Source organism: Marinimicrobium locisalis, from assembly GCF_039822625.1.
In the GTDB taxonomy this organism is placed as follows: Bacteria; Pseudomonadota; Gammaproteobacteria; order Pseudomonadales; family Cellvibrionaceae; genus Marinimicrobium; species Marinimicrobium locisalis.
The window spans coordinates 1-21,435 of sequence record NZ_JBDLLG010000009.1 but is presented as its reverse complement, the minus strand read 5'-3'; the positions used below and the strand labels follow the sequence as shown (position 1 = coordinate 21,435).

The window sequence follows — 21,435 nt, the reverse complement described above, 5'->3', positions numbered from 1 at the left end:
GCCGGACTCGACAATTTCACTAAACAACAATCTGTCATTGACCCAAACAACAAACGGAGTTTTTCGATGGCCGTTGGCGAATACCCCTTTCCCTCCATGCCCCCCGTGGCAGGCGTCAAACTGGCGACCGCCAGCGCCGGCATCAAAAAGCCCGGGCGGCAGGACGTCGTACTGATCGAACTGGCCGAAGGCAGCCGCACCGCCGGCGTGTTCACCCTCAACGCCTTCTGCGCCGCCCCGGTCACCCTGTGCCGCGAATACCTCAAAGCCGCCAGTACCCGCTACTTGGTGATCAACTCCGGTAACGCCAACGCCTGCACCGGCGCACGCGGCCGGCAGGACGCCATCGCCACCAGCGAAGCCGTGGCCAAACTGGGGGGCGTTCAGGCCGACCAAGTGCTGCCATTCTCCACCGGCGTTATCGGCGAACCGCTGCCCATGGAGAAAATCACCGCCGCCTTGCCCCGGGCCCACGAAAGCCTGGGCGACACCGGCTGGGAAGCCGCCGCCAAAGCCATCATGACCACCGACACCCGCCCCAAAGGGTTTACCGGGCAGATCCAGCATGATGGCCACACCATCACCGTCAATGGTATTGCCAAGGGCGCGGGCATGATCAAACCCAATATGGGTACCATGCTGGCCTACATCGCCACCGATGCCGACATCGCCCAGCCCGTGCTGGATGACCTGTGCAAGGAGGCCGCCAACCGCTCCTTCAATCGAATCACCATCGACGGCGATACCTCCACCAATGACTCCTGCATCTTGATGGCCACCGGTAAAGCGGGCGCAGCGGGTGTCAACGAAGCCGAAGGCATCTTGTACGAGAAGGTCCGAGAGCTGATCGTTCGGGCCCATGAATACCTCGCCAAGTGCATCGTGGCTGACGGGGAAGGCGCCACCAAGTTCGTCACCCTGGAAGTCTCTGGAGGCGCTACGGGCGATGAGTGCCTGCAGGTGGGGTATGCGGTCGCTCACTCACCACTGATCAAAACCGCCCTGTTTGCCTCCGACCCCAACTGGGGGCGGATTGTGGCCGCCGTGGGTTATGCCGGTGTGCCGGGGCTCGATGCCAACGCGGTCCGCATTCACCTCAATGACACTCTGATCGTCGAAAATGGCGGTCGTGCCGACAGCTACACCGAAGAACAGGGCCAGGCAGTGATGGATCAGGCCGAGATCATTATCCGCATCGATTTGGGCCGAGGCTCGTCCGCGGAGACGCTATGGACGACTGACTTGTCCCATGAGTACGTTCGCATCAATGCCGACTACCGCAGCTAGAGGTTGAGCGTGAGCCGGGTCGTGCGAGTGGCAGTGGGGGTTGTTCAGGGGGCGGACGGGCGCATCCTGATCGCCCGGCGATCGGATGACGCCCACCAAGGGGGGCTCTGGGAGTTTCCCGGCGGCAAAGTGGACCCCGGTGAGACCTTGGCTAAGGCGCTCGCGCGTGAGCTGCGCGAAGAACTGGCGATTGATGTACTCGCCAGTGAGCCGTTGATCGAGATCCGTCACGACTACCCGGACAAGTCCGTGTGGCTTCAGGTGTGCCGCGTCACTGCGTTTGAGGGCGAGCCTCAGGGGGCGGAAGGGCAGCCGGTGCAATGGGTTCAGCCCGAAGCTTTACCGGGGTTCGCCTTTCCCGCCGCCAACCGACCGATCGTCAACGCCATCCGCTTGCCCCGGACCCTGTTGATCACCGGAGAGGCCGACTCCTCGGTGGATTGGAGCCTTCGCCTTGAATGGGCACTGACGCAGGGGGTCTCCTGGGTGCAGGTTCGGGCCCCTGGGCTTTCGGATCAGGAGTATCACGAGCGCCTGGACCGGGCGCTGGCCCTGTGTCGACCCAGAGGCGTGAAGGTGCTCGCCCACGGCGACGCCTCTCGAGCCCGGGCCGACCTGGACGGTGTGCATTTCAATAGTGAGGCGCTTAGGGCTTGCCGTGAACGCCCGGTGGCTGAGTCCGCATGGTGGGGCGCGTCCTGTCATTCACCCGATGAGTTGCGTCAGGCGGCGCGACTGGGGGTAGATTACGCGTTGCTGTCACCGGTTCTGCCGACTAGCTCTCACCCCGACGCCCAACCTCTGGGCTGGGCTCGGTTCGCCGACTGGGTGGCCGCCGCGCCTATGCCGGTCTACGCCCTGGGAGGCGTGACCGAAGCGCATCGAGCCCAGGCTTTGGCCAGCGGGGGGCAGGGAATTGCGGGCATTGGCTTTGCTTGGAGCCCGGTTACTAGCCAGCGTTAGCGCTCCAGGTCTTCATCGTTGATGTCTACCGGCTCGCCGGGGATTTTGTGGTTTTCGCTGGCCCATTCGCCCAGGTCGATCAGCTTGCAGCGTTCGCTGCAAAAGGGGCGGTAGGGAAAGTCTTCGGTCCACAAGACTTTTTTGCCGCAGGTCGGGCAGTCGAGTTGAAGGGGCTCGGGCGTTCTTTCGGTCATGGCTCGGGTCCGGGTCGGGTTTATCGGAGCCCCTTATAGCATTGCCATGGGTTTCGATTCAATCGTCCTGACGGATGATGGTCAGTTGAATGGTACCGACACGGAAACCCCATTTGCGCAGAATGGACTGGTTAATGATAGTGTCGTCGTCGACTCGCCACATCCAGTCTTCTACCGACACTTCCAGCTTTCGGTCCTTGTAGTCCACTTCAAGGACGTAGTTCATTTTCATGGCATTGCCGCTGACAACCGCTTCGCCGGGGCCGACCACATCGCCGGCGGTGGCCCGGTAGCGGCCTTCCCCGGTGGGCTCGAGCCGCCAATTCCGATGCTGAATCTCCCCGTCGTTGAACTCAAAACGCTCCGCCAGGTAGCCCACGCCGCTGTTGTCCCAGCTCGCTTCAATGGTGGCATTAAAATAGCGGGTGACCTTTCCCCCACGATTTTTGAGCACGCCGTGTGCGGTCAGGGAGCCCTGAAAAAACTCCTCAAGGGTCAGCGTCGGTTCATTGCCTTTGTACTCCTGTACATCGGTGGAAGAGCAGGCGCCAAGGGTCAGTAAAAGGCTGAGGAAAAGGGCACGCATAGAGGCCTCCTGGTAATTGGCTGGGCCCCTGGAGGAAACGTTCTAGAACAAGTCCGTGAACGTGATCCCCAGGCCCACCGCCGTGGTGTGATGGTTGTAATCGATCAGACTGTGGCCGTAACCGTTGAACACCTTTAGGTAGCCTCGGACCGTAGAGGAAACCGGAAAGCTCCACCCGAGCTCAAGAGCGCCGCGATTCTCAGTGCGTAGATTGTTGCGCACCATCAGACTGATGATATTGTCTTTACGTTGGTAGGCGGCGGACAGTTCAAAATTCCCCATGTATTTTTCAATATCCGGGTTGTCGTCGCCGGTGGGGTCATCGGGCCCATCCCCTTCGTCTTCGGGAATGCGGTACCAGGGGTTGATGGCGAAAGCGAAGGAGCCGCGCTCGAACACGCTACTGACCATAATCCGGTCCCAACTGCGGGAAAGGTCGCCGCTTTGGCCATTGGATTGATGGGCAATGGTTGCTTCGTTGATGACATTGCGAAAACCGAATATTTCCCAGTCATTGATAAAACTGAGAATCAGCTCCGGTTGGTGATTGGTTTCCCGAAAGGGGCGGGATATGTCACGGTTATAGGCCTGCCATAGGGAATGATTGGTGTAGCCCATATACAGGTGGCCGTTATCGCCAAAGAGGCCTTCGCGGATCAGTATTTTAACACTGAGCTGAAACTCCACTTCGGTGCTTTGAGGGGCGGCCAGTGGGCTCCCGGCGGCCTCGTAAGGGGCGGTATTTCGGTCGACCTGATAACTGACCGGCAGGAGGTAGTTCCGCTTGTGAGGGGTGAGCAGAAACCGGTTGGAACGGTTTAACGCTTCCATGCTTAAACGACGGTCCAGCAGCCGGCGATTGCCCGTGGGGCTACGGCTTTCTTCTGCGGTCGCGCTTTCCAGGCTGAGGGTGTTGAGCGCATCGTTCACGGACGGCTGCTGCTCGGCCTCCCCCCGGGTCAGCCTGTTGCAAGCCGAGCGCATATCGGCCACCGACACATCCCGTCCCGCGCCAATGACCGCCAACTTCAGGCACTGTTCCATTGCCTCTTCTGGCAGGCTCTGTGCCTTTTCGGATGGGGTATTATCTTGGGCGTTTGCGCAAAGGGACGCCAAAAGGAACGTTAACGTCGTCACGGTGCGATAGGTGGTAAACATTGTCAGTCTCCCAGACCAGATTTCAACTTCCCAATGATAAAGCAGGAGCCTAAGGATACAGGAAATTGGCAGGCGCCGATGGGGTTGGCTTGAGACTAAACAAAGAAAAAGCGAAAAGGAAAAGAGGCTACTCTGGCAGTTGCGATAACCAACGCTCTCGATCCCGCTCCAGCCAAATGGCGAGCAGGGCAATGCCATTCCCCACCGCCTGTAGATAGACATCAATGATATCGGTGGCGACCTGGAAAAGGCGGGCGCTGTCGGCGCTAATAGGGCCACCGCTGAGCACATCATTTTCGACCATATTGAGCAAGAACATTAGTTTCAGTTCGTAGCGCTTAAGCTCGCCCAGCTGACCGAACTCCGGTCCCAACACTTGCTCGAGCCGGCGAATTTGGTGACGGAGCTTTTCATTATTGACCTTAGTATTTTGAATAACGTAGCGCAGCTTATTGTCGTGGTGTGGATCGCAGTATCCGATGGCGGCAGCGTAGCTGGCAAGGGCGCGAATGCGACCGATCTGCTCCACCACAGAGGGCATCATTCGGGTGCAGAAGTGTACCAGCTCGAGGGTCTGCACTCGGGTGGGAATTTCCATTGCCTCCCCCTGGGGCTCAGACATCGGCGTTTCCAGAGGACGGGAGAGGCTGATCAGCATGGCCAGAAGTTGTTCCACCAAGTGGCAGTGCAACTCATAGTTGTCGATGACGCTATCGCTGTGCCAATCCCGGCTGATGGTCAGCCAGGCGGTGTGCAGGTTGTCTCGCTCGCGCTCCGATAGCAGCGCCGTTCCCCGAGTAAACGCTTGAAGCATCAGTAGTCGCCGCTCAAGGGTTTGTTGAAGGCGGTTGAACTCGGGCTGAAACTGTTTGTTGCCGCCGAGCATGGCCATGCTCATGCCCCGGTGGCGCTGGGAGCCCTTGATCATCTGGACCAATTGTCGAATCAGGTTCAGGGCCTCCTGGCGTAAGCGGTAGTCCTCGGCAAAGCGCGTGAATGGGGCACGGTCAATGCCTGCTTCTGGGGCGGAATTGGCTTGGGTTTGCGCTGTCATGGTGCGTTTGTTGTCCCAGTTCGTGTTGGTAGGCCCAAAGCACGGGGGTGCTTTATGGCTGGGGCTGCACCCGGTAAATTAGCAACACTTATGCCAGGACACCGTCCAGGATCATCATTAGCCCGAAGCCGGCCATCAGGGAAAAGGTGGCCGCGTTTTCGTGTCCGTCCCGGTGAGTGGCGGGTATGATTTCATTGCTAATGATAAACAGCATCGCGCCGGCGGCCCCCCCTAAGATCCAGGGGAGCATGGGAATGGCGATAGATACCAGCGTGGCGCCAAACAGCCCGCCCAATGGCTCCACCAACCCCGTCAATACCGCTACGGTAAAGGCGACCAGGCGGGAGTAACCCAGGGTCAGAATTGAGACGGCAATGGCCAAACCTTCTGGGATATTTTGAAGAAAAATACCAGTCGCAAGAGGAATGCCGTTGGACAGGTTACCCTCGGCAAAGCCCACGCCCACCGCCATGCCTTCCGGGAAATTGTGTAGGGTGATGGCTATTACGAACAATGAGATGCCACTCATCCGCTTCTTCTCCCAATGGTCCCTTCCCTTGAGAAAGTTTTCATGGGGTGTGTAGTGGTGAATCAACGCTAGAATGACGGCGCCGAGAATCATGCCGGCCACCACAATGGAAACCGCCATTTCCGGGCTATAGTCCATGGCTTCGGCCTGCTCGGTGCCGGGAATCAGCAACGAGAAAACGGAGGCGGCCAGCATTACCCCGGCTGCGGAGGCCAGCAGCATGTCCTGCGCCCGGTTGGAGATTTTACGGACGAACACAATGGCGGCAGCCCCCATTGTGGTGCCGAAACTGGCAATCACACTGGCGGCGAAGCCCAGCAGGATAACGTTGACGTTGCTTTGAATCATAAACTCTCTCATTGCCTCCCGGCGCTCGGGAGTTTGTCTTTATTCGATATTCGACGTCACGGCGCGGCCGGCGTGGAAGCCCGGGCCGGTTGCCAAAACAGACCGGGTCACCCACTATATAGCGTAATTAAAAAGCAAGTCGCCACATTCTGACACAAGAGGAGCAAACCCGCATGAGTGAAGATCATCGTCGGCGCTATTCGAGCCCCGTGGTGGACGGGGTAGGAAAATCGGCCAGCCGGGCCATGTTACGTGCGACCGGTTTTACCGATGAGGATTTCTCCAAGCCCCAGGTGGGCATTGCCTCCACCTGGAGCAACCTGACCCCCTGCAATATGCACATTGACGGCCTGGCCCGGGAAGCCTCATCCGGTGCCGATAGCGCGGGCGGCAAGAGCCTGATTTTCAATACCATTACCGTCTCCGACGGCATTGCCAACGGCACGGAGGGCATGAAGTACTCGCTGGTCTCCCGGGAAGTGATCGCCGACTCCATTGAGACCGTGGCCGGTTGTGAAGGCTTTGACGGCTTGGTGGCCATCGGTGGCTGCGACAAGAACATGCCCGGTTGCCTCATGGGCCTGGCGCGCCTCAACCGGCCTTCGGTATTTGTTTATGGTGGCACCATCAAACCGGGCAAGGGCCATACGGACATTGTTTCGGTCTTCGAGGCCGTGGGCGCGCACGCCAAGGGCGACAAGTCGCTCATCGAGGTCAAGCAAATTGAGGAAACCGCTATTCCGGGGGCCGGCTCCTGCGGCGGTATGTACACGGCCAACACCATGGCCTCGGCCATTGAGGCTCTGGGCATGAGTCTGCCGGGAAGTTCCGCCCAGAACGCAGAGGACAATGACAAACTGGCCGATTGCCGGGCGGCTGGGGCCGCGGTGCTTACGCTTCTGGAGAAAGACCTAAAGCCCCGCGATATTATGACCCGTGAGGCTTTTGAAAACGCCATCACAGTGGTGATTGCCCTGGGCGGCTCCACCAATGCGGTGCTGCACTTGCTGGCGTTGGCTCATACCGCTGGCGTCGAACTGACCCTGGAAGATTTCACTCGCATCGGCAAACGCGTGCCGGTGCTGGCGGACCTGCGCCCCAGCGGCCACTTTATGATGAGCGAACTGGTGGCAATTGGCGGTATCCAGCCCCTGATGAAAACGCTTTTGGAGGCCGGCTTGCTGCACGGGGATTGTATGACGGTCACCGGTCAGACCCTGGCGGAGAATCTCTCTACCGTCGCTCCCTATCCAGACGATCAGACCATCATTCACGCGCTTGAGAAGCCGGTGAAGGCGGACAGCCACCTGCGCATTCTGCGGGGTAATCTGGCGCCCACCGGTGCGGTGGCGAAAATTACGGGCAAGGAGGGCACCTGGTTCTCCGGTAAGGCGCGGGTGTTCGCCTCGGAGGAGGATGCCACCGCCGGGATTATGGAGGGCACAGTGGTGTCCGGCGATGTGGTGGTGATTCGCTACGAAGGCCCGAAGGGCGGTCCGGGGATGCGGGAGATGTTGACGCCCACCTCCGCCATCATGGGTAAGGGCCTGGGGGATTCGGTGGCGCTGATTACCGATGGTCGCTTCTCCGGCGGCAGTCACGGTTTCGTCGTTGGCCATGTGACGCCGGAGGCGCAGGACGGAGGTCCGATTGCGCTGGTGGAAGATGGCGATGAGATTGTGATCGATGCGGAGGCGGATACGATGACTCTGAGTGTGGATGACGCGGAGCTGGAGCAACGCCGCCAGCGCTGGCAGGCGCCGCCGCCCCGATATCAGCGCGGGGTATTGGCCAAATACGCCAAGGTTGTCAGCTCCGCTTCCGAGGGGGCCGTGACCGATCAATAACGTTCTTTGCAAAGCCATTGTTTCCATTGGTGCGACCCGCCGACGTTGGCTGGCTCTGGTGGTCGTGCTTGCCCCCGCTGCGTGGGCCAACGAGATGGACCAGGCACCGGTACTTCAGGAACTAGTGGTCACCTCGACCAAACAGCCCCGTGAGCTGGAGGAGCTCACCGGCTCGGTGACCCTGAAGGGAGAGCGCTGGCTGGAGCGGCACATCCCCCTGTCGGTGTCCCGCCTGGCGGCACACACACCGGGTCTGTCCACGGTGAACAGTGGCGGTCGCAACCCCACCGCGCTGGTCATGCGCGGCATGCGGGTGGCCTCGGTGCAGGCCAATGACCTGGAAGGCGATGGCGGCACTGTTGCCCGTTATATCGATAACATTCCTTTGCAGGGGAGTTTTTTGCCTCCCGATTTGCCTTGGATTGACTTGACCCGTGTCGAGGTCATGAAAGGTCCCCAGAGCATCCTCTACGGCAGTGACTCACTGGCGGGGCTGGTTCGTTACGTGACCACCAAGCCCGACCCGGATAAGCCGGGCGGATCCCTGGCGCTCACGGCCAGCGACACCGCGCACAGCGATTCGCTCGGTGGCTCGGCCACCTTAGTGGCGAACCTGCCGCTGGCCGAGGGCAAGGCGGCCTCGCGTCTGGCGCTGGGAGCGGATCACGAGGCGGGATTTATCGACAACGATGTTCTGTTGAGCGGCCCGGCCCGGGATATCAATGCCGCTTCCGGCGAACAAGGGCGGCTGTCGTTCCTGTGGGCGCCCCACGAGCGGCTGAAAGCGCAGGCAAGCGTTCATTATCACCAGCGACGGGTGGAGGATCGGCAGGCCACCAATGCCGCTTTTACCGGTGACCCCTACAAGGCCTCCAGCCGCTACCTTCAGCCCTCCGACACGAGCCTCGGTCTGGCCAACCTCACACTGGAGTACCAATGGCAATGGGCCCAGTTGACTTTGATTCACAGCCATTACGACTATGAGACCCAACGCCAGGCAGATCAGACCGACTTTTTGCTGACGCTGGACGAACGCAGCGGCTCGTCTTTCTATTCCACGTATGAGGATTTTTCGGCCCTGACGCTGAGTGACTTCAAGGTGAGCAAAACCGCCAGCGAAGTACGCTTGTCGTCTCCATTGGAGGCGAAGCAGTGGCTATGGTTGTTGGGTGCCACTCACAGCCGGGACCGAGTGGACGGAGAGGTGACCGATGAAGTCCCAGGCTTTTCTGAATTTTTCGGCGTGGCCGAGAGCCTCCCGGATTATCGCGCCCGCCAGCGTGAGCGGCTGAGCGAGCGGGCGCTCTATGCTGAGTCCAGCTATCGGCTGAACGAGGCTTGGCAAGTGACTGTGGGGGGCCGTTACTATCGGCAATCGGATGATTTGGGGCAATGCTCCATGCTGCCGCTGATCGAACGCCTGAGTGGCAACAACGACCCCGCATTTCTGTGCAATGATGATGAAGCGCACGACAGCGGTTTCCTCTGGAAACTGTCGGGACGCTATCGTGCTTCTTTCGGCGGCCACTGGTACGGCGCTTTTTCCGAAGGTATCCGCCGCGGCGGTAGCAACGCACTGCCCACAGACATCGACCACCACCGATTCTACGGCCCCGACCGGGTGGACCATTACGAGGTGGGTTTCCGCTCTGGCAGCTTGTGGCAAAAAGCGTCCTTGTCGGCGGCACTGTATTACGTGGACTGGACTGACATTCAAATCTCCACCTGGATCCCCGAAGGCTATCCGGTGCTCGCCAACGCCGGCGGCGCCCGGATAGCGGGTGTTGAGGTGGAAGGGCGCATGGCATTGGGCTCCCATTGGGGGTTGGCAATGGGCGCCTCCTACAGCGATGGAGAGTTGCGGGAGCCTGTCAGCGAGCTAGTCGCCGGGGAAGCGAGCGCGCGTCGAGGTGACCGTCTCCCGGGCTCGCCCCGGCGCCAGTGGCACCTGACGCTGGACAGTCAGCACCGGTTTGACGCTGTTGAAGTGGATACTTTAGTATCCTTGACGTCGATGGGGGAGGTGACCACCGCATTGAACCCGGCGTTCGTCCGCTACCAACGGTTGCCGGCGCACACCTCTGTGGCGGTTCATCTAGGCATGACGGTGGACGCTTGGCGCTGGACCTTGGCGGTTGATAATTTACTGGATGAGCGCGCCGTTATCGGCGTACGTCATCCAAGAGATTACGGAGCGAGTGGGCGCTTCGAAAATATCACCCGACCACGGACGGTAACGGTGGGAGCGCGTATACGTTTCTAGGATCTTATTCACACCTCCGGCAAATGTCGTTGTAAGGGCATTGATGGACGATCATCACAAACGACTCAGGAAACAACAGGAAGCTATTCATGCACGATCTATGCAATCCTCTACGAATCGACGTACCGCGCGGCGGCTCGAAAATCGCATCCGTTGATCTCTACCCCTCTCTACCCGAAGACGGCGAGGCCGCCGCCTGGCCCATGGCCGACGTCACAGACCACCAGTTTTGCCCGTTCTCCGGGCTTGTTGTCGGCTTTGATGTGGAATCCACTGCAGATGAACGGCATTACGAACAGGCCGTGCTTGTGATTCATATTGCGCAAAAAGTGCAAACGGACGTCGGTCGCTGGAGCTTCTTTATGAGTGGCATCCAGTATGAGCCGGGCCGTGGTGATACGCAGCACGATATTGACACCCAAGTCTCGGCCGACGGACAGACCTTGACTATGACACTGCGCAACGTCGGGGTGGATAATGAGGCAGTGGACTTCAGCTACCTCGCACTGTATCGGGATCGACAGTCCGGCGAGTGTCAGATTTATACCTCCAAGGACCCGAGCATTCGAATCGGGCGTCCGCCGGCGCCCTGACGGAAACGTTAGTCTAGGGGCAGGCCGATGCATGCTCCACGGCGGGCGGCTCCGAGCGGGAAAAGAGGTTCTTGCCACAGAGTGGTCTAAACCAGGGGAAGGAAAACCACGCCGAGCCCATTCCGCTGCTGATTGCCTTGCGCGCGGCCAGCTCTGCCGAGATGTGTTCTCCGGCTAGGGTGTACACCAGCGCGCCGGTATAGTGAGTCTCTCCGTTGTCCGGGTCGCTTTCACGAGCGTGCTGATACGCCTCGATCGCCGCCGTGTGACGATCGGAGTGGGCGAGTGCTTGAGCGCGGAGGCGAAGGGACAGCGGGTCCCGAGCAGACTCAGTGGCGTCTACTAGCCGTTGGTAGAGACGTCGGGCGCGGTCCTCATCACCGGCTAGTTGTGCGGCATCGGCCAGATTCAACAATGTTTGGGTATCCTGTGGAGCCCGCTTCATCGACTGCTTAAACAATTGCTCCGCTTGCGGGTATTTCTCCTCAAGTAGATACACCAGCCCCAGGTTATTGAGCGAGATGGCACTGGGCCTTTGATCGAGCACCTGCCTGAAGGAGTGCTTGGCCGCTTCCAGCCGACCCTCCCACAATGCAATGACACCCCTGAACGCGGTGACTTTATGGTAGTCGGGGTTGAGCGTGTGGGCGAGGTTGATATGCTTCCATGCTTGGCCTGTGTTTCCCTTCAGCCAATGGGCCATTGCCAGCCGGTGGTGGTTATGAATGCTCGGTCTTAGCTGAACACTCTCCTTAAATTGGTGTATTGCCGCGTCGTATTCGCCTCGAGAGAGTGCCAGGCTCCCTTGGAGCTCAGCGATTTTCCCCGGTTCGCTTCCAGTCTCTTTCAGCCGATCTATTTCCTTTTCGGCAAGCTCGTAATCATTCTGAGCGAGCGCGAGCGAAAACCGGTTTAAGGTGTGGCGCTCGTCTGTCGAGTCATATCGAGTCGGCAAGAATGCTTCAAGCCGATCAAGAAGCCGGGTATCCCCGGTCTCATGGTAGAGGTCCAGAGCTATTTCGCGATACAACGTTTGAATGCTCTCATTTTGCGTCGTTTTTCGCCCCAAACGCTCGAGCGAGTTCAGTTGTTCTGCGCTGGCGCCTTGAGAGAGGTACGCCTGATACTGTTTAACGAACTCCATATAGTCGGCCTCTTTCGGAAGAGCCATCTTGCTTGAGCTGTGGAGCTGATAAAGTTGCCTCACATGTTGTTGTACGGTTTCCGCCAGTATGCTGTAGCGATCTACTGGGGCCCGATAAGTCAGGGTGGCTACCACTTTAAGACGCGGACGCTCAGCGGAATGAGTAAGCCGGCTTAGGGTAACGTCACACCATCTTGGTTCGCAGAGCACATCCGCAGTAATCAGCTCTTCGGCTCCTACAGCCAGTAAAAGCTCGCGGGGCTTGCCCGACAAACCATCGAGCTCAAAGCGGGGGACAAGCTCAACGTTCTCTAACCCCAGCACGCCTTGTTGAGAGGCGTGATAGACGGTGCCCAAGAGCAGTTGCTCCTGCTCCTCGCCCAAGTTGGCGGAGGCGGATAAGCGTGGCACTAAGACAGCCGTGGGTTGAACATCAAAAGAAAATGCCTGAAAAAGTGTGATACCCCCAGTCAGTAACACTATTCCAACCGCCGCGCCAGGAAACCACCACTGCCGAGCTCGGCGGCCTAATGGCTTGAGGGGCCCCGTTTTTGCCGCGAGCGGACGCTTGAGGTCGGGCGGCAGGTTTGAGGTGGGCTCGCCCGGAGGGTCCGTCCAGTTAAGCGAATTATTGGCGCTCATGCTGCGTTGGTAGACGGTCTCCAGCGCGCAGTAGACACCATGAATGTCCCCGGGGCGATGGGCTTTGTCCCGCGATAGGAGCTCATCGATAAGCTGAATGAGTCGGTAGGGAAAGTTTCGGTTCTTCAACTTGTGCCGATCGAAGGGCGTGTAAGCAATATGCTGAAGTAACTTCAGCATATTCTCTGTATCCCCGAAGGGGTGGCTTTCCAAGAGCACATAATACGCGACAATGCCGAAGGAAAAGAGGTCGCTCTTGGTATCCAGAGGTTCGCCCATTACCTGCTCGGGCGACATGAAAGCGGCGCTGCCGACCACGGAGCGAGTTTGGACGGTTTCTTTGTTGAGATCGCGTGCGATTCCAAAGTCGGTGAGCTTCGCGTGGCCATCCACACCAATCAATACATTCTCGGGCTTTAAGTCCCGATGTAAAATTCCGGCATCATGTGCGCGGCAAAGGCCCGAAGCAACTTCACACAACCACTGCAGTCGCATTGGCAGCGGGACGTGTTCTTCGCGCAGTTTTTGGGAGAGGTTGACCCCGTCCACATACTCCATAACGAGGGAGTAACCGTGTGGTTCATCAATAACATCGTAGACCTGCACAATGCAGGGGTGGTTAAACTTGGCGAGAAGTTTCGCTTCTCGTTGGAGCCGTTTGAGGTGGTCGTGGTCGGTGTCCCCTTCACGCAGTCTTTTAATGGCTACTTGTCGGTCGAGCTTTTCGTCTTGGGCCAAATAGACCTGGCCCATACCACCTTCGCCGATACTGCATTGGAGGCGGTATCGATTGGCGATGTAGAGTTCGTTCGGTAAAGAGTGGGGGTTTACGCTCATAGGGGATGGAGCGCTTGGAAAGACTCGGCCGTGAAAGATGGGTACTCCGTTTTTCCGCCTTTTGTAATAGAAAAGCGGTTGCACCCTAAGCGCATCTGGGAGCCGCGACGCTCGATTAATCGCTCGTGGTTTAATGAGGGTAGGAGTTTTGCCAGTTGCTGGCGGGCACGGTAAACGTGTATGTTCAAGTGGTTTGGGTCAATGCCTAGCTCACTGGCCAGAAGCTCATTGTCGATCCAGCCCTGATTGTAGCCCGATAAGCCCTTTTCTGTGTCCTCCACCCGTAGGCGGGCCAAGTGGAGCAGCAGGTAGTTGTGCGCGCGAATGCCCAAATTGTGCACTTCTCCTCCGGCGCGTACCTCCAGGTAAGTCGTTTCCTCATCGAGGCTGACATCGAACGCCAAAAGAGTCTCGTTAATACAGGCTTCTCGATAGGGTTTTTCCGCCGTTGGAAGGCAGAAACCGGCTCGAAACAATTGCCAGAGGTCGGATTGACACTGTAGGACATCGTTGTGCCCTAGCGGTTGAGACTGTGGGTTATCCGAGGTGATAGGCTGGTAGAGCCACTGCCCACTGCTCGGGTCCTGATAAAGGTACCATTCGGGGGCGTCTTCGTTCGGCACGAAGTGGGTTGATCGCAGTTCAATGGCTGAAGCGAGAGGGTTGGCTGAATGCACAGGCAGAAGTAAGTCGCATGGGGCGGACAGGTCTTCGACGAGCAGTGTGAGGTCCTCGTCTCCCGCCAAATGAATTTCATCGCCAATGGCTAGCGAATGGTACTGACCCCGAGAGACTCTTTTTTTGTTGATCCACGTGCCGTTTCGGCTTAGGTCCTTGAGTTGCCAGCGCTCGCCATTCCACTCAGTGGCGAAATGGCGCCGGGATACGTAGGGGTTTTCGAAAAGTGTATCCACCTTTCCTTCCAGCGAGCCGATGATGTGATGTGCCAATAGAGGAAATCGCTGGCGAATGTCCCGGCGGTACAGGTAGGCCATGACCAGGTCCCTTGTTGTAATGTCATCAGAAATGTAAACCGGAAGACTATGAAGGCGCCCGTTGTTCGACGTTTGGGGCAGGTTATTGATTACCTGCAGACTAAAGTCTAATACAGCTTCAACGGGGCGGCAAATGAAGGGGGGGCGAAGGCGGGGGTGAGTCGGTTAATAGAAGGGGGCTGGATGGGACTTTGGCGCACTCGCGGGCGCGCCAAAGTCGGCTTGGGTTCACGGACCAGGGGCCGCAGAGCCGTGTTATTCTCAGCACTTGCCAAAAGATTTTGACACGATCTGGACGCCCCCAACGCTGATGGTCACTTTGACCCCAGTGGGAATCCCCCAAGTGGTGCACATATGCAGGCACGCTTGCCCCACCTCACCGTCGTAAGGTAGGGGCACGGGGATACAGACATCGCCTATGCCCAAAGGAAGGCTCAAGCACGCCTTGCCATTTTCAATGCTCACCTTAATACACTCGGCGAGCATGAGCACATGGCCATCATCACTGGAGATGGTCGTGGGCTTTTGGGCTCGTAAACCGCTGTAGTGCTGGTTTACGGCATCAATGGCATTGTTGATAGCGTCGTCGGAAAAAGCGGGGTAATTACTCATTGTTAAACTCCTGCTGATAATTGTGTTGGGTAAGGCGTTTGCACGCCGTCGGTGGCTCAACCACCTCAAAACACACTATCAACAGGGCATCCAGCGGGGTATTACACCGGATTACAGGGTTTGCTCTTCCCCGCTTTGGGTCATGCTAAACCCAAGTGAGTAGCCGCGAACGGGCCGACTGCCTCGGTCGTGCCCGTGCGTTTCGAAGGCTTCTTCAGCTATTACTCCCTTAATGAGAGCCTCCGCCAAGCGGTTAATGTCACTGAATCGCTTCGGTTCGGCCAGCATGTCCTCGGCGGACTGAACGTAATGGGAACCATCCAACTCGTCCCCACAGTTTTCTATCAAGGCGGTGGCGGTGCGGGGTGTGGTTTCCAGGTGGCACTGGAGGCCGAGGACCTTCTCGCCCAGGCTGAATATCTGGTTCTCGCAGGCTTCGCTGCTGGCCAAGAGGAGGGCGCCGTCGGGCAGGGCGAAGGTGTCGCCGTGCCAGTGGAAGGCGGGGAAGCGCTCGGGCAGGAGGCCTGCCAGGGGGGATTGGTCGGCGCCGGGTTGGCGGTGTAGGTCGAACCAGCCGATTTCGCGGTGTTTGCCGGGTTTAACGGCGGCGCCCAGGGCGGAGGCGATGAGTTGGGCCCCCAGGCAGATGCCGATGACGGTTTTGCCCGCGTCGATGGTGGCTTTGATGGTCTGTTTCTCCTGCTGAAGCCAGGGGTAGCTGTCATGGTCGTCGATGTTCATGGGGCCGCCCATGACGATGAGGGCGTCGAAGTCGTCGAGCTCGGGGGCGGTGTCGCCGCGGTACCAGTGGGTTTGGCTGACGGGCCAGTCGTTGCGGGCAAAGATTTCCTCGAAATGGCCCAGGCCTTCGAATGGCACGTGGTGAAAGCTATGAATACGGGGCATGCGGTGTTCTCCTTGGCGGTGTCCATCGTTGGGTCTCTATTCTATGGTGCTCTCATTCCTAATCCAAATGCTTGCATCCCGTCCGGCCTGAGGTGGGGTCTACCACTTCGAGACCCGCCGTAAATCCATCCCTGGAGGCTTCTCATCGGCATCCATGCCTCAGAGAGTCTCGAAGTGGTAGACCCCACCTCAGGCCTCAGTGCCCATAGAAATTTATGGTAGATACGCCACCCTTCCTCCTGGCCTGGCTGGCCGACCCCCACCTGATATAAGGATTAAACCCGTCCCGCAAGTTGAATAATGGCACTGAGGTCCGGTGTGGGGTGCACTGTTCCCGGACCGTGGAGCGCGGGACACGCGATTCGAGCCCCCAGGGATGGGTTTACGGCGTGTCCGGGAACAGTGCACCGCACACCAGACCGGACGTGAAGTCACCAACAGGGCCCCGGGTAGTAGGGTTTGTGACAGAGGGACGGTGGGAGAGGGCAGGGGTTTTCGTGTATACTCCGCGCACAGTTTGTGCAACAGGTGATCGTTTTGATTGGTAAGCTCTTCCAGAAACTGGCCGGTGATCGTAAGGCCGCTAGTGACTCCGAAGCCCGCAAGGGGCGCCCCCAACAAAATCGAACCCAGAACAACCCAAGCGGCAACAGCAGCGGGGGCGGGGGCAACCCCAACCGGAACCGCCGCCGCAAGCCCCGTCGTGCGCAGGGTCGGGGTAAAGGTCCGGGTCAACGCAACGGCCAAGGCCAAAACAGCGCTCAGAGCCAAAGCAACGCCCAGGGCCAGAGCGACAACACCCCGAATAACGGTGGTGGCAAGCCCCAAAACAGCCAGGGCGGCAACCAGGGCCCCAAACCCTCGGGCAAGCGGCGCCGTAACCGAAACAACAACCGCCGCCGAGGCGGCCAACACAAGAGCAACAATAAACCTATGGCCAAACAACCCTGGGACATATCCCAATTTCCCGTGCCCCCCGTCGAAGGTAAGCTTCGCTTCCACGACTTCGGGCTCGAAAACGACCTCATGCATGCCATTGCCGACCTCGGCTTCGAGTACTGCTCGCCGATTCAGGCCCAATCCCTGCCTTTGGCACTTCAAGGCAAAGACGTGGTGGGTAAGGCCCAGACCGGTACCGGCAAAACTGCCGCCTTCCTGGCCACCGTTATTGATGACTTACTCAAGCACCCCATCAAGGAGCAGCGCTACGCCGGCGAAGCCCGTGCGCTGGTGATCGCGCCCACGCGCGAGCTGGTCATGCAAATCGCCGAGGACGCGAAGCTCCTGTGCAAATACACCGACCTTGAAATCCACACCCTGGTCGGCGGCATGGATTACGGTAAACAGAAAAATCGCCTGCACGACAGCCTGGTAGACATTCTGGTAGCGACCCCGGGGCGCCTGCTGGACTTCTGCCGTCAGCGCGATGTGTTTTTGGACCAATTGGAAATTCTGGTCATTGATGAAGCTGACCGCATGCTCGATATGGGCTTTATCCCCCAGGTCCGCCAGATCGTGCGCCAGACGCCCAAGCGGGAAGACCGTCAGACCTTGTTCTTCTCGGCCACTTTTACGGAAGAGGTGAACCGGCTGGTGGAACAGTGGACCTTCGAGCCCACCACCATTGAAATTCAACCCGAGAGCGTGGCCACGGATTCCGTGGACCAACACGTCTACCTGGCGTCCACGGAAGAGAAGTACCCGATGCTCTATAACCTCATCAAGCAGGAGGATGTAGAGAGTCTAATTGTGTTTGCCAACCGGCGGGATGAGTGTCGGGACTTGCACGAGAAGCTTCAACGCCACGACATCAGCGCCGGGTTGCTCTCTGGAGAGATTCCGCAGGGCAAGCGGGTGAAGACGCTGAATGATTTTAAGGAAGGCAATATCAAGGTGCTGGTCGCTACCGATGTGGCGGGTCGGGGGATTCATATTAGCGGCATCAGCCACGTGGTGAATTTCACCCTGCCGGAGGAGCCGGAGGATTACGTGCACCGCATTGGTCGCACCGGCCGGGCGGGTAAGTTTGGCACGTCGGTGAGCTTTGCCTGTGAAGACGATGCGTTCCGCTTGCAGCCCATTGAGGAGTTGTTGGGCGAGCCGATCAAGTGCGAGCAGCCGCCGGAGTCACTGTTGGAGGAAACCCCACCCATGAAGCCGGCCCCCCCGCGTCGTCGTTCATCGGGCGGTGGCGGCGGTCGTTCGGGCGGTGGTAACCGCAGCGGTGGCGGACGCCGCCGGCCTCGTAACTCGTAGAGACTTAATTTGGGACAGTACGGTGCCTGGAATGGAGTCCGGGTCGATGTGGGATAACCCCTATCGAGACACGCCGTTAATACATGACGTGAAGGGATTCACTAATGCCGCGATGGCATGGATTCCATGGAGCGGCCTCTGTAGGCTCGAATCGCGAGTCCCGCGCTCCACGGTCTCGATAGGGGTTATCCCACACCGCCCCTCAGTGCCAGTGTCGCGTGCATGGGGCACGATTAAAGATGCCCGTAGGGTTTTGGTAAGGCGTCAGCCGCCACCTACCACCCCTCCCAATAATCCGTTTGGCACCATGTTTGGTAGGTGGCGACTACCGCCTTACCTACCCTACATCCCCCTCACGTGTGGACCAATCGTCGAGCTAATGGCACTGAGGGCCGAAGCGGGGTACACCCTTCCAAGACCGTGGAGCGCGGGATTCGCGATTCGAGCCTACATGGACGTATTCACGGCGTGTCTTGGAAGGGTGTACCCCGCTTCGGCCCCGGACGTGAAACCACTTCCAAACCATATTACTCTGAAGGTGACCGAGCCCTAAAACTCCGTCCAAGCACCCCGAGCCCCCACGCCAGCCCCGTCAATGCCCCATACAAATGCGAATCCACCGCAACCGGCACCGGCAATAGAGAGTGAGACGTGTCATAACCCGGCAACTGCTCCTGCACAATCTTGAAAACCACCACCGCTAGCGCGAGACTGTTCATCCACGGCGTCTGCCGCAGCGTGATCAACACCCCCGCCACCAACAAACCGTGCAGTGCCCCAGACAGCCCCGCGTAATAATCCAACTCCGGGCTGAAACCATAAAGGCCGGTGCTGACACCGATCAAACACACCAGTATCAACAGCCCGTAATGCTTGAGACTGACCTCCTGAAACAGAATCCAACCGCAGAGCATTAGCGCCCCCAGGTTCATCGCCAAGTGGTAGGGGCCGTAGTGGATGAAGTGTGCCGTAATAAACCGCCAGAGCTGGCCTTCGCTGATGGCGTCGCGGCTGTATTCGAGGGCGGTTTCAGTGACGCTCTGAAAAGCGCCGAGGAGGATCATCAACACACCCAGCCCGATGGTCAGCCACAGGCTGGGTGTGAGTCGGAGGAAGGGCATGGGCCGGTTACTGGGCACCGGCTTTTTTCAGGGCGGCGATGTATTCGTCTGCCATGCGATGGTCTTCAATACTCTGGAGGAAAGTTTTGCCATCCGGCCCTGAGGCGTTGATGTCGTGGCCACGCTCGGCGAAGAACTCAACGAAAGTGGCGAAGTTTTCTTCACGCATGCCGCGATAGGCTTTCTCCAGCAGGTGGTAGTCGCGGTTAACACCCTCCGGTGCCGGGTATTGGAAGAAGCTTTTGATGCGCTCGTCGTCGAAGTGTTCACCGACGACCTTTTTCTTGTCTTTTTTTAGTTCGCTCATGTCTGTGTTTAACCTTCCAGTTTCTTGATCAGGATTTCATTGACGGCCTGCGGGTTAGCCTGGCCTTTGCTGGCTTTCATGATCTGGCCCACAAAGAAGCCCAGCATCTTGGGGCGTTTGGCTTCGTCCGCCGCACGGTAGTTTTCCACCTGCGGCTGGTTGTTGGCGATGACCTCATCCACCATTTTTTCCAGTTCGCCTGTGTCGGAGACCTGCTTCAGACCTTGCTTTTCAATAACGGTGTCGGCGTCGCCTTCGCCCTTGGTCATGGCTTCAAAGACTTTCTTGGCAATCTTGCTGGAGATGGTGCCGTCTTTGATGCGGGTGATCAGACCGCCCAGCATCACCGGGGTAACCGGTGATTGGGCGATGCCGATTTCTTCTTTGTTCAGGTACGCCGCCAGGTCGGCCATGACCCAGTTGCCGGCGAGCTTGGCTTCGCCGCAAGCTTTCATGGTGGCTTCAAAGTAGTCCGCGGTGGCCCGGTCGCCCGCCAGTTGGCCGGCATCGTAGTCGGGCAGGTCGTACTCCTTGATGAAACGCTCGCGCCGCGCTTCCGGTAATTCCGGCATGTCCTGGCGCACGGTTTCGATAAAGTCTGCATCGATGATGACCGGCAGCAGGTCCGGGCAGGGGAAGTAGCGGTAGTCGTTGGAGTCTTCTTTGGTGCGCATGGAGCGTGCGGTTTTGGTTTCCCCGTTATACAGGCGGGTTTCCTGTACGATTTTGCCGCCGTCCTCGAGCACGTCGATCTGCCGTTCGACTTCCAGCGCAATGGCCTCTTCCATAAAGCGGAAGGAGTTGAGGTTTTTGGTTTCGGTGCGGGTACCGAGCTCTTCCTCGCCTTTCAGTCGCACGGAGACGTTCACATCGAAGCGCATGGAGCCCTGAGACATATCGCCATCGCAGATTTCCAGGGAGGTGACGATGTTGTGCAATTGTTTGGCGAAGGCCACGGCTTCTTCGGCGCTGCGCATGTCCGGCTCGGTGACCACTTCGATCAGCGGGGTGCCGGCGCGGTTGAGGTCGATGCCGGTCATGCCGTGGTAGTCTTCGTGCAGGGATTTGCCGGCGTCTTCTTCGAGGTGGGCGTGGTGGATGCGCACCCGTTTAGTCCGGCCGCCTTCGAGCTGGAGGTCGACGTACCCGGGGCCGACGATGGGTTCGGCCAGTTGGGTGGTCTGGTAGCCTTTGGGCAAGTCCGGGTAGAAGTAGTTTTTTCGCTCGAATACGGAGCGCTGGCCGATTTCGGCGTTGACGGCGAGGCCGAATTTGACCGCGTTGTGGAACGCTTGTTCGTTGGCCACGGGCAGGGTGCCGGGCATGGCCAGGTCGACCGCGCACGCTTGGGTGTTGGGGTCAGCGCCGAAGGCGGTGCTGGCCCCAGAGAATAATTTGGTGTTGGTTGAAAGTTGTACGTGAACTTCCAAGCCAATAACTGTTTCCCATTCCATCTCAAATAACCTTTAAATTCGGTTTTGATCGTTTGGTTGCGGTGATTCTAGTCCGGCTGAGGAAGGAGAATACCCATTGAAGACCCGCCGTAAACCCGTCCATGGGGGCTTCTCATCGGCATCCATGCCTCAGAGAGTCTTCAATGGGTATTCTCCTTCCTCAGCCTCAGTGCTACTCATCCAGTTTGTGTAGGGCGGATAAGCTTGCGCATCCGCCGTAAATACACGTTACGCCGCTATAAAACGTCACTTTTGGCAACGGCGGATGCGCCTCCGGCTTATCCGTATATGGTCTCCTCCCCGTTTGCAAGGTCTCAGTGCTCGATGTCAGGGACAGGT

Annotated in this window: 18 protein-coding genes; 6 read left to right on the top strand and 12 right to left on the bottom strand. The window is 58.6% G+C overall.

Going from position 1 to position 21,435, the window contains the following annotated elements; translation table 11 throughout:
- Positions 1–66: 66 nt before the first annotated feature.
- Both argJ and AAE514_RS06900 read left to right on the top strand, forming a co-directional pair.
- Positions 67–1,287 carry a bifunctional glutamate N-acetyltransferase/amino-acid acetyltransferase ArgJ gene (argJ, locus tag AAE514_RS06905; RefSeq protein WP_347330797.1) on the top strand — a complete coding sequence of 407 codons (1,221 nt, stop codon included), beginning with the start codon at positions 67–69 and terminating at the stop codon, positions 1,285–1,287.
- 9 nt (positions 1,288–1,296) lie between these two features.
- Entirely contained in the window at positions 1,297–2,250 is a 954-nt protein-coding gene (locus tag AAE514_RS06900; protein WP_347330796.1) for a Nudix family hydrolase, read from the top strand.
- On the opposite strand, the gene yacG is transcribed toward AAE514_RS06900, so the two are convergent.
- From yacG to AAE514_RS06875, 5 genes are all read right to left on the bottom strand, one after another.
- Positions 2,247–2,444 carry a DNA gyrase inhibitor YacG gene (gene yacG / locus AAE514_RS06895; protein ID WP_347330795.1) on the bottom strand — a complete coding sequence of 66 codons (198 nt, stop codon included), beginning with the start codon at positions 2,442–2,444 and terminating at the stop codon, positions 2,247–2,249. The two genes, AAE514_RS06900 and yacG, sit on opposite strands and share 4 nt — an antisense overlap.
- Before the next feature lie 58 nt (positions 2,445–2,502).
- Complete coding sequence (locus tag AAE514_RS06890; RefSeq protein WP_347330794.1) at positions 2,503–3,030, bottom strand: DUF3833 domain-containing protein; 528 nt, start codon at positions 3,028–3,030, stop codon at positions 2,503–2,505.
- A 42-nt stretch (positions 3,031–3,072) separates the two neighbouring features.
- Positions 3,073–4,188, bottom strand: a complete 1,116-nt coding sequence (locus AAE514_RS06885) for a phospholipase A (RefSeq protein WP_347330793.1) — start codon at positions 4,186–4,188, stop codon at positions 3,073–3,075.
- 127 nt (positions 4,189–4,315) lie between these two features.
- Positions 4,316–5,242 (bottom strand): hypothetical protein, encoded by a 927-nt coding sequence (locus tag AAE514_RS06880; protein WP_347330792.1) that lies wholly within the window; start codon positions 5,240–5,242, stop codon positions 4,316–4,318.
- A gap of 88 nt (positions 5,243–5,330) precedes the next feature.
- Entirely contained in the window at positions 5,331–6,119 is a 789-nt protein-coding gene (locus tag AAE514_RS06875; protein WP_347330791.1) for a ZIP family metal transporter, read from the bottom strand.
- A gap of 173 nt (positions 6,120–6,292) precedes the next feature.
- Here AAE514_RS06875 and ilvD point away from each other — a divergent pair, with 173 nt between their 5' ends.
- From ilvD to AAE514_RS06860, 3 genes are all read left to right on the top strand, one after another.
- On the top strand, positions 6,293–7,966 hold the full coding sequence (ilvD, locus tag AAE514_RS06870; RefSeq protein ID WP_347330790.1) for a dihydroxy-acid dehydratase: 1,674 nt from the start codon (positions 6,293–6,295) through the stop codon (positions 7,964–7,966).
- A 64-nt stretch (positions 7,967–8,030) separates the two neighbouring features.
- The gene (locus AAE514_RS06865; RefSeq protein WP_347330789.1) at positions 8,031–10,229 is read left to right on the top strand and encodes a TonB-dependent receptor; all 2,199 of its coding nucleotides are present in this window, start codon (positions 8,031–8,033) and stop codon (positions 10,227–10,229) included.
- An 89-nt stretch (positions 10,230–10,318) separates the two neighbouring features.
- Positions 10,319–10,822: a DP-EP family protein gene (locus tag AAE514_RS06860; protein WP_347330788.1), complete on the top strand. Its 504-nt coding sequence runs from the start codon at positions 10,319–10,321 to the stop codon at positions 10,820–10,822.
- 13 nt (positions 10,823–10,835) lie between these two features.
- Here the strand turns inward: AAE514_RS06860 and AAE514_RS06855 are convergent, their stop codons facing one another.
- From AAE514_RS06855 to AAE514_RS06840, 4 genes are all read right to left on the bottom strand, one after another.
- Positions 10,836–13,445 (bottom strand): protein kinase domain-containing protein, encoded by a 2,610-nt coding sequence (locus AAE514_RS06855; RefSeq protein WP_347330787.1) that lies wholly within the window; start codon positions 13,443–13,445, stop codon positions 10,836–10,838.
- On the bottom strand, positions 13,442–14,440 hold the full coding sequence (locus tag AAE514_RS06850) for an FHA domain-containing protein (protein WP_347330786.1): 999 nt from the start codon (positions 14,438–14,440) through the stop codon (positions 13,442–13,444). Before AAE514_RS06850 ends, AAE514_RS06855 begins: the two co-directional genes overlap by 4 nt.
- A 261-nt stretch (positions 14,441–14,701) precedes the next feature.
- The gene (locus tag AAE514_RS06845) at positions 14,702–15,052 is read right to left on the bottom strand and encodes a hypothetical protein (RefSeq protein WP_347330785.1); all 351 of its coding nucleotides are present in this window, start codon (positions 15,050–15,052) and stop codon (positions 14,702–14,704) included.
- Positions 15,053–15,163: 111 nt separating this feature from the next.
- Complete coding sequence (locus AAE514_RS06840) at positions 15,164–15,958, bottom strand: type 1 glutamine amidotransferase (RefSeq protein WP_347330784.1); 795 nt, start codon at positions 15,956–15,958, stop codon at positions 15,164–15,166.
- A gap of 537 nt (positions 15,959–16,495) precedes the next feature.
- Between AAE514_RS06840 and rhlB the strand changes: the two genes are divergently transcribed.
- The gene (gene rhlB / locus AAE514_RS06835) at positions 16,496–18,214 is read left to right on the top strand and encodes an ATP-dependent RNA helicase RhlB (RefSeq protein WP_347330783.1); all 1,719 of its coding nucleotides are present in this window, start codon (positions 16,496–16,498) and stop codon (positions 18,212–18,214) included.
- A 527-nt stretch (positions 18,215–18,741) separates the two neighbouring features.
- Here rhlB and rrtA read toward each other — a convergent pair.
- From rrtA to gatB, 3 genes are read right to left on the bottom strand one after another with little or no spacing between them, the layout of a single operon-like run.
- Entirely contained in the window at positions 18,742–19,335 is a 594-nt protein-coding gene (gene rrtA, locus AAE514_RS06830) for a rhombosortase (protein WP_347330782.1), read from the bottom strand.
- A 7-nt stretch (positions 19,336–19,342) separates the two neighbouring features.
- A complete protein-coding gene (locus tag AAE514_RS06825; RefSeq protein ID WP_347330781.1) occupies positions 19,343–19,642 on the bottom strand; it encodes a PA4642 family protein in 300 nt (99 codons plus the stop codon).
- 8 nt (positions 19,643–19,650) lie between these two features.
- Positions 19,651–21,096, bottom strand: coding sequence for an Asp-tRNA(Asn)/Glu-tRNA(Gln) amidotransferase subunit GatB (gene gatB / locus AAE514_RS06820; RefSeq protein ID WP_347330780.1), 1,446 nt, complete (start codon positions 21,094–21,096; stop codon positions 19,651–19,653).
- Between the last annotated feature and the right edge of the window lie 339 nt (positions 21,097–21,435).

What these genes read in the sequence shown, in the direction of transcription:
- argJ (WP_347330797.1), top strand. Translation starts at nt 67, where the DNA reads ATGGCCGTTGGCGAATACCCCTTTCCCTCCATGCCCCCCGTGGCAGGC.
- yacG (WP_347330795.1), bottom strand. Translation starts at nt 2,444, where the DNA reads ATGACCGAAAGAACGCCCGAGCCCCTTCAACTCGACTGCCCGACCTGC.
- AAE514_RS06890 (WP_347330794.1), bottom strand. Translation starts at nt 3,030, where the DNA reads ATGCGTGCCCTTTTCCTCAGCCTTTTACTGACCCTTGGCGCCTGCTCT.
- AAE514_RS06885 (WP_347330793.1), bottom strand. Translation starts at nt 4,188, where the DNA reads ATGTTTACCACCTATCGCACCGTGACGACGTTAACGTTCCTTTTGGCG.
- AAE514_RS06880 (WP_347330792.1), bottom strand. Translation starts at nt 5,242, where the DNA reads ATGACAGCGCAAACCCAAGCCAATTCCGCCCCAGAAGCAGGCATTGAC.
- AAE514_RS06875 (WP_347330791.1), bottom strand. Translation starts at nt 6,119, where the DNA reads ATGATTCAAAGCAACGTCAACGTTATCCTGCTGGGCTTCGCCGCCAGT.
- ilvD (WP_347330790.1), top strand. Translation starts at nt 6,293, where the DNA reads ATGAGTGAAGATCATCGTCGGCGCTATTCGAGCCCCGTGGTGGACGGG.
- AAE514_RS06860 (WP_347330788.1), top strand. Translation starts at nt 10,319, where the DNA reads ATGCACGATCTATGCAATCCTCTACGAATCGACGTACCGCGCGGCGGC.
- AAE514_RS06855 (WP_347330787.1), bottom strand. Translation starts at nt 13,445, where the DNA reads ATGAGCGTAAACCCCCACTCTTTACCGAACGAACTCTACATCGCCAAT.
- AAE514_RS06850 (WP_347330786.1), bottom strand. Translation starts at nt 14,440, where the DNA reads ATGGCCTACCTGTACCGCCGGGACATTCGCCAGCGATTTCCTCTATTG.
- AAE514_RS06845 (WP_347330785.1), bottom strand. Translation starts at nt 15,052, where the DNA reads ATGAGTAATTACCCCGCTTTTTCCGACGACGCTATCAACAATGCCATT.
- AAE514_RS06840 (WP_347330784.1), bottom strand. Translation starts at nt 15,958, where the DNA reads ATGCCCCGTATTCATAGCTTTCACCACGTGCCATTCGAAGGCCTGGGC.
- rrtA (WP_347330782.1), bottom strand. Translation starts at nt 19,335, where the DNA reads ATGCCCTTCCTCCGACTCACACCCAGCCTGTGGCTGACCATCGGGCTG.
- AAE514_RS06825 (WP_347330781.1), bottom strand. Translation starts at nt 19,642, where the DNA reads ATGAGCGAACTAAAAAAAGACAAGAAAAAGGTCGTCGGTGAACACTTC.
- gatB (WP_347330780.1), bottom strand. Translation starts at nt 21,096, where the DNA reads ATGGAATGGGAAACAGTTATTGGCTTGGAAGTTCACGTACAACTTTCA.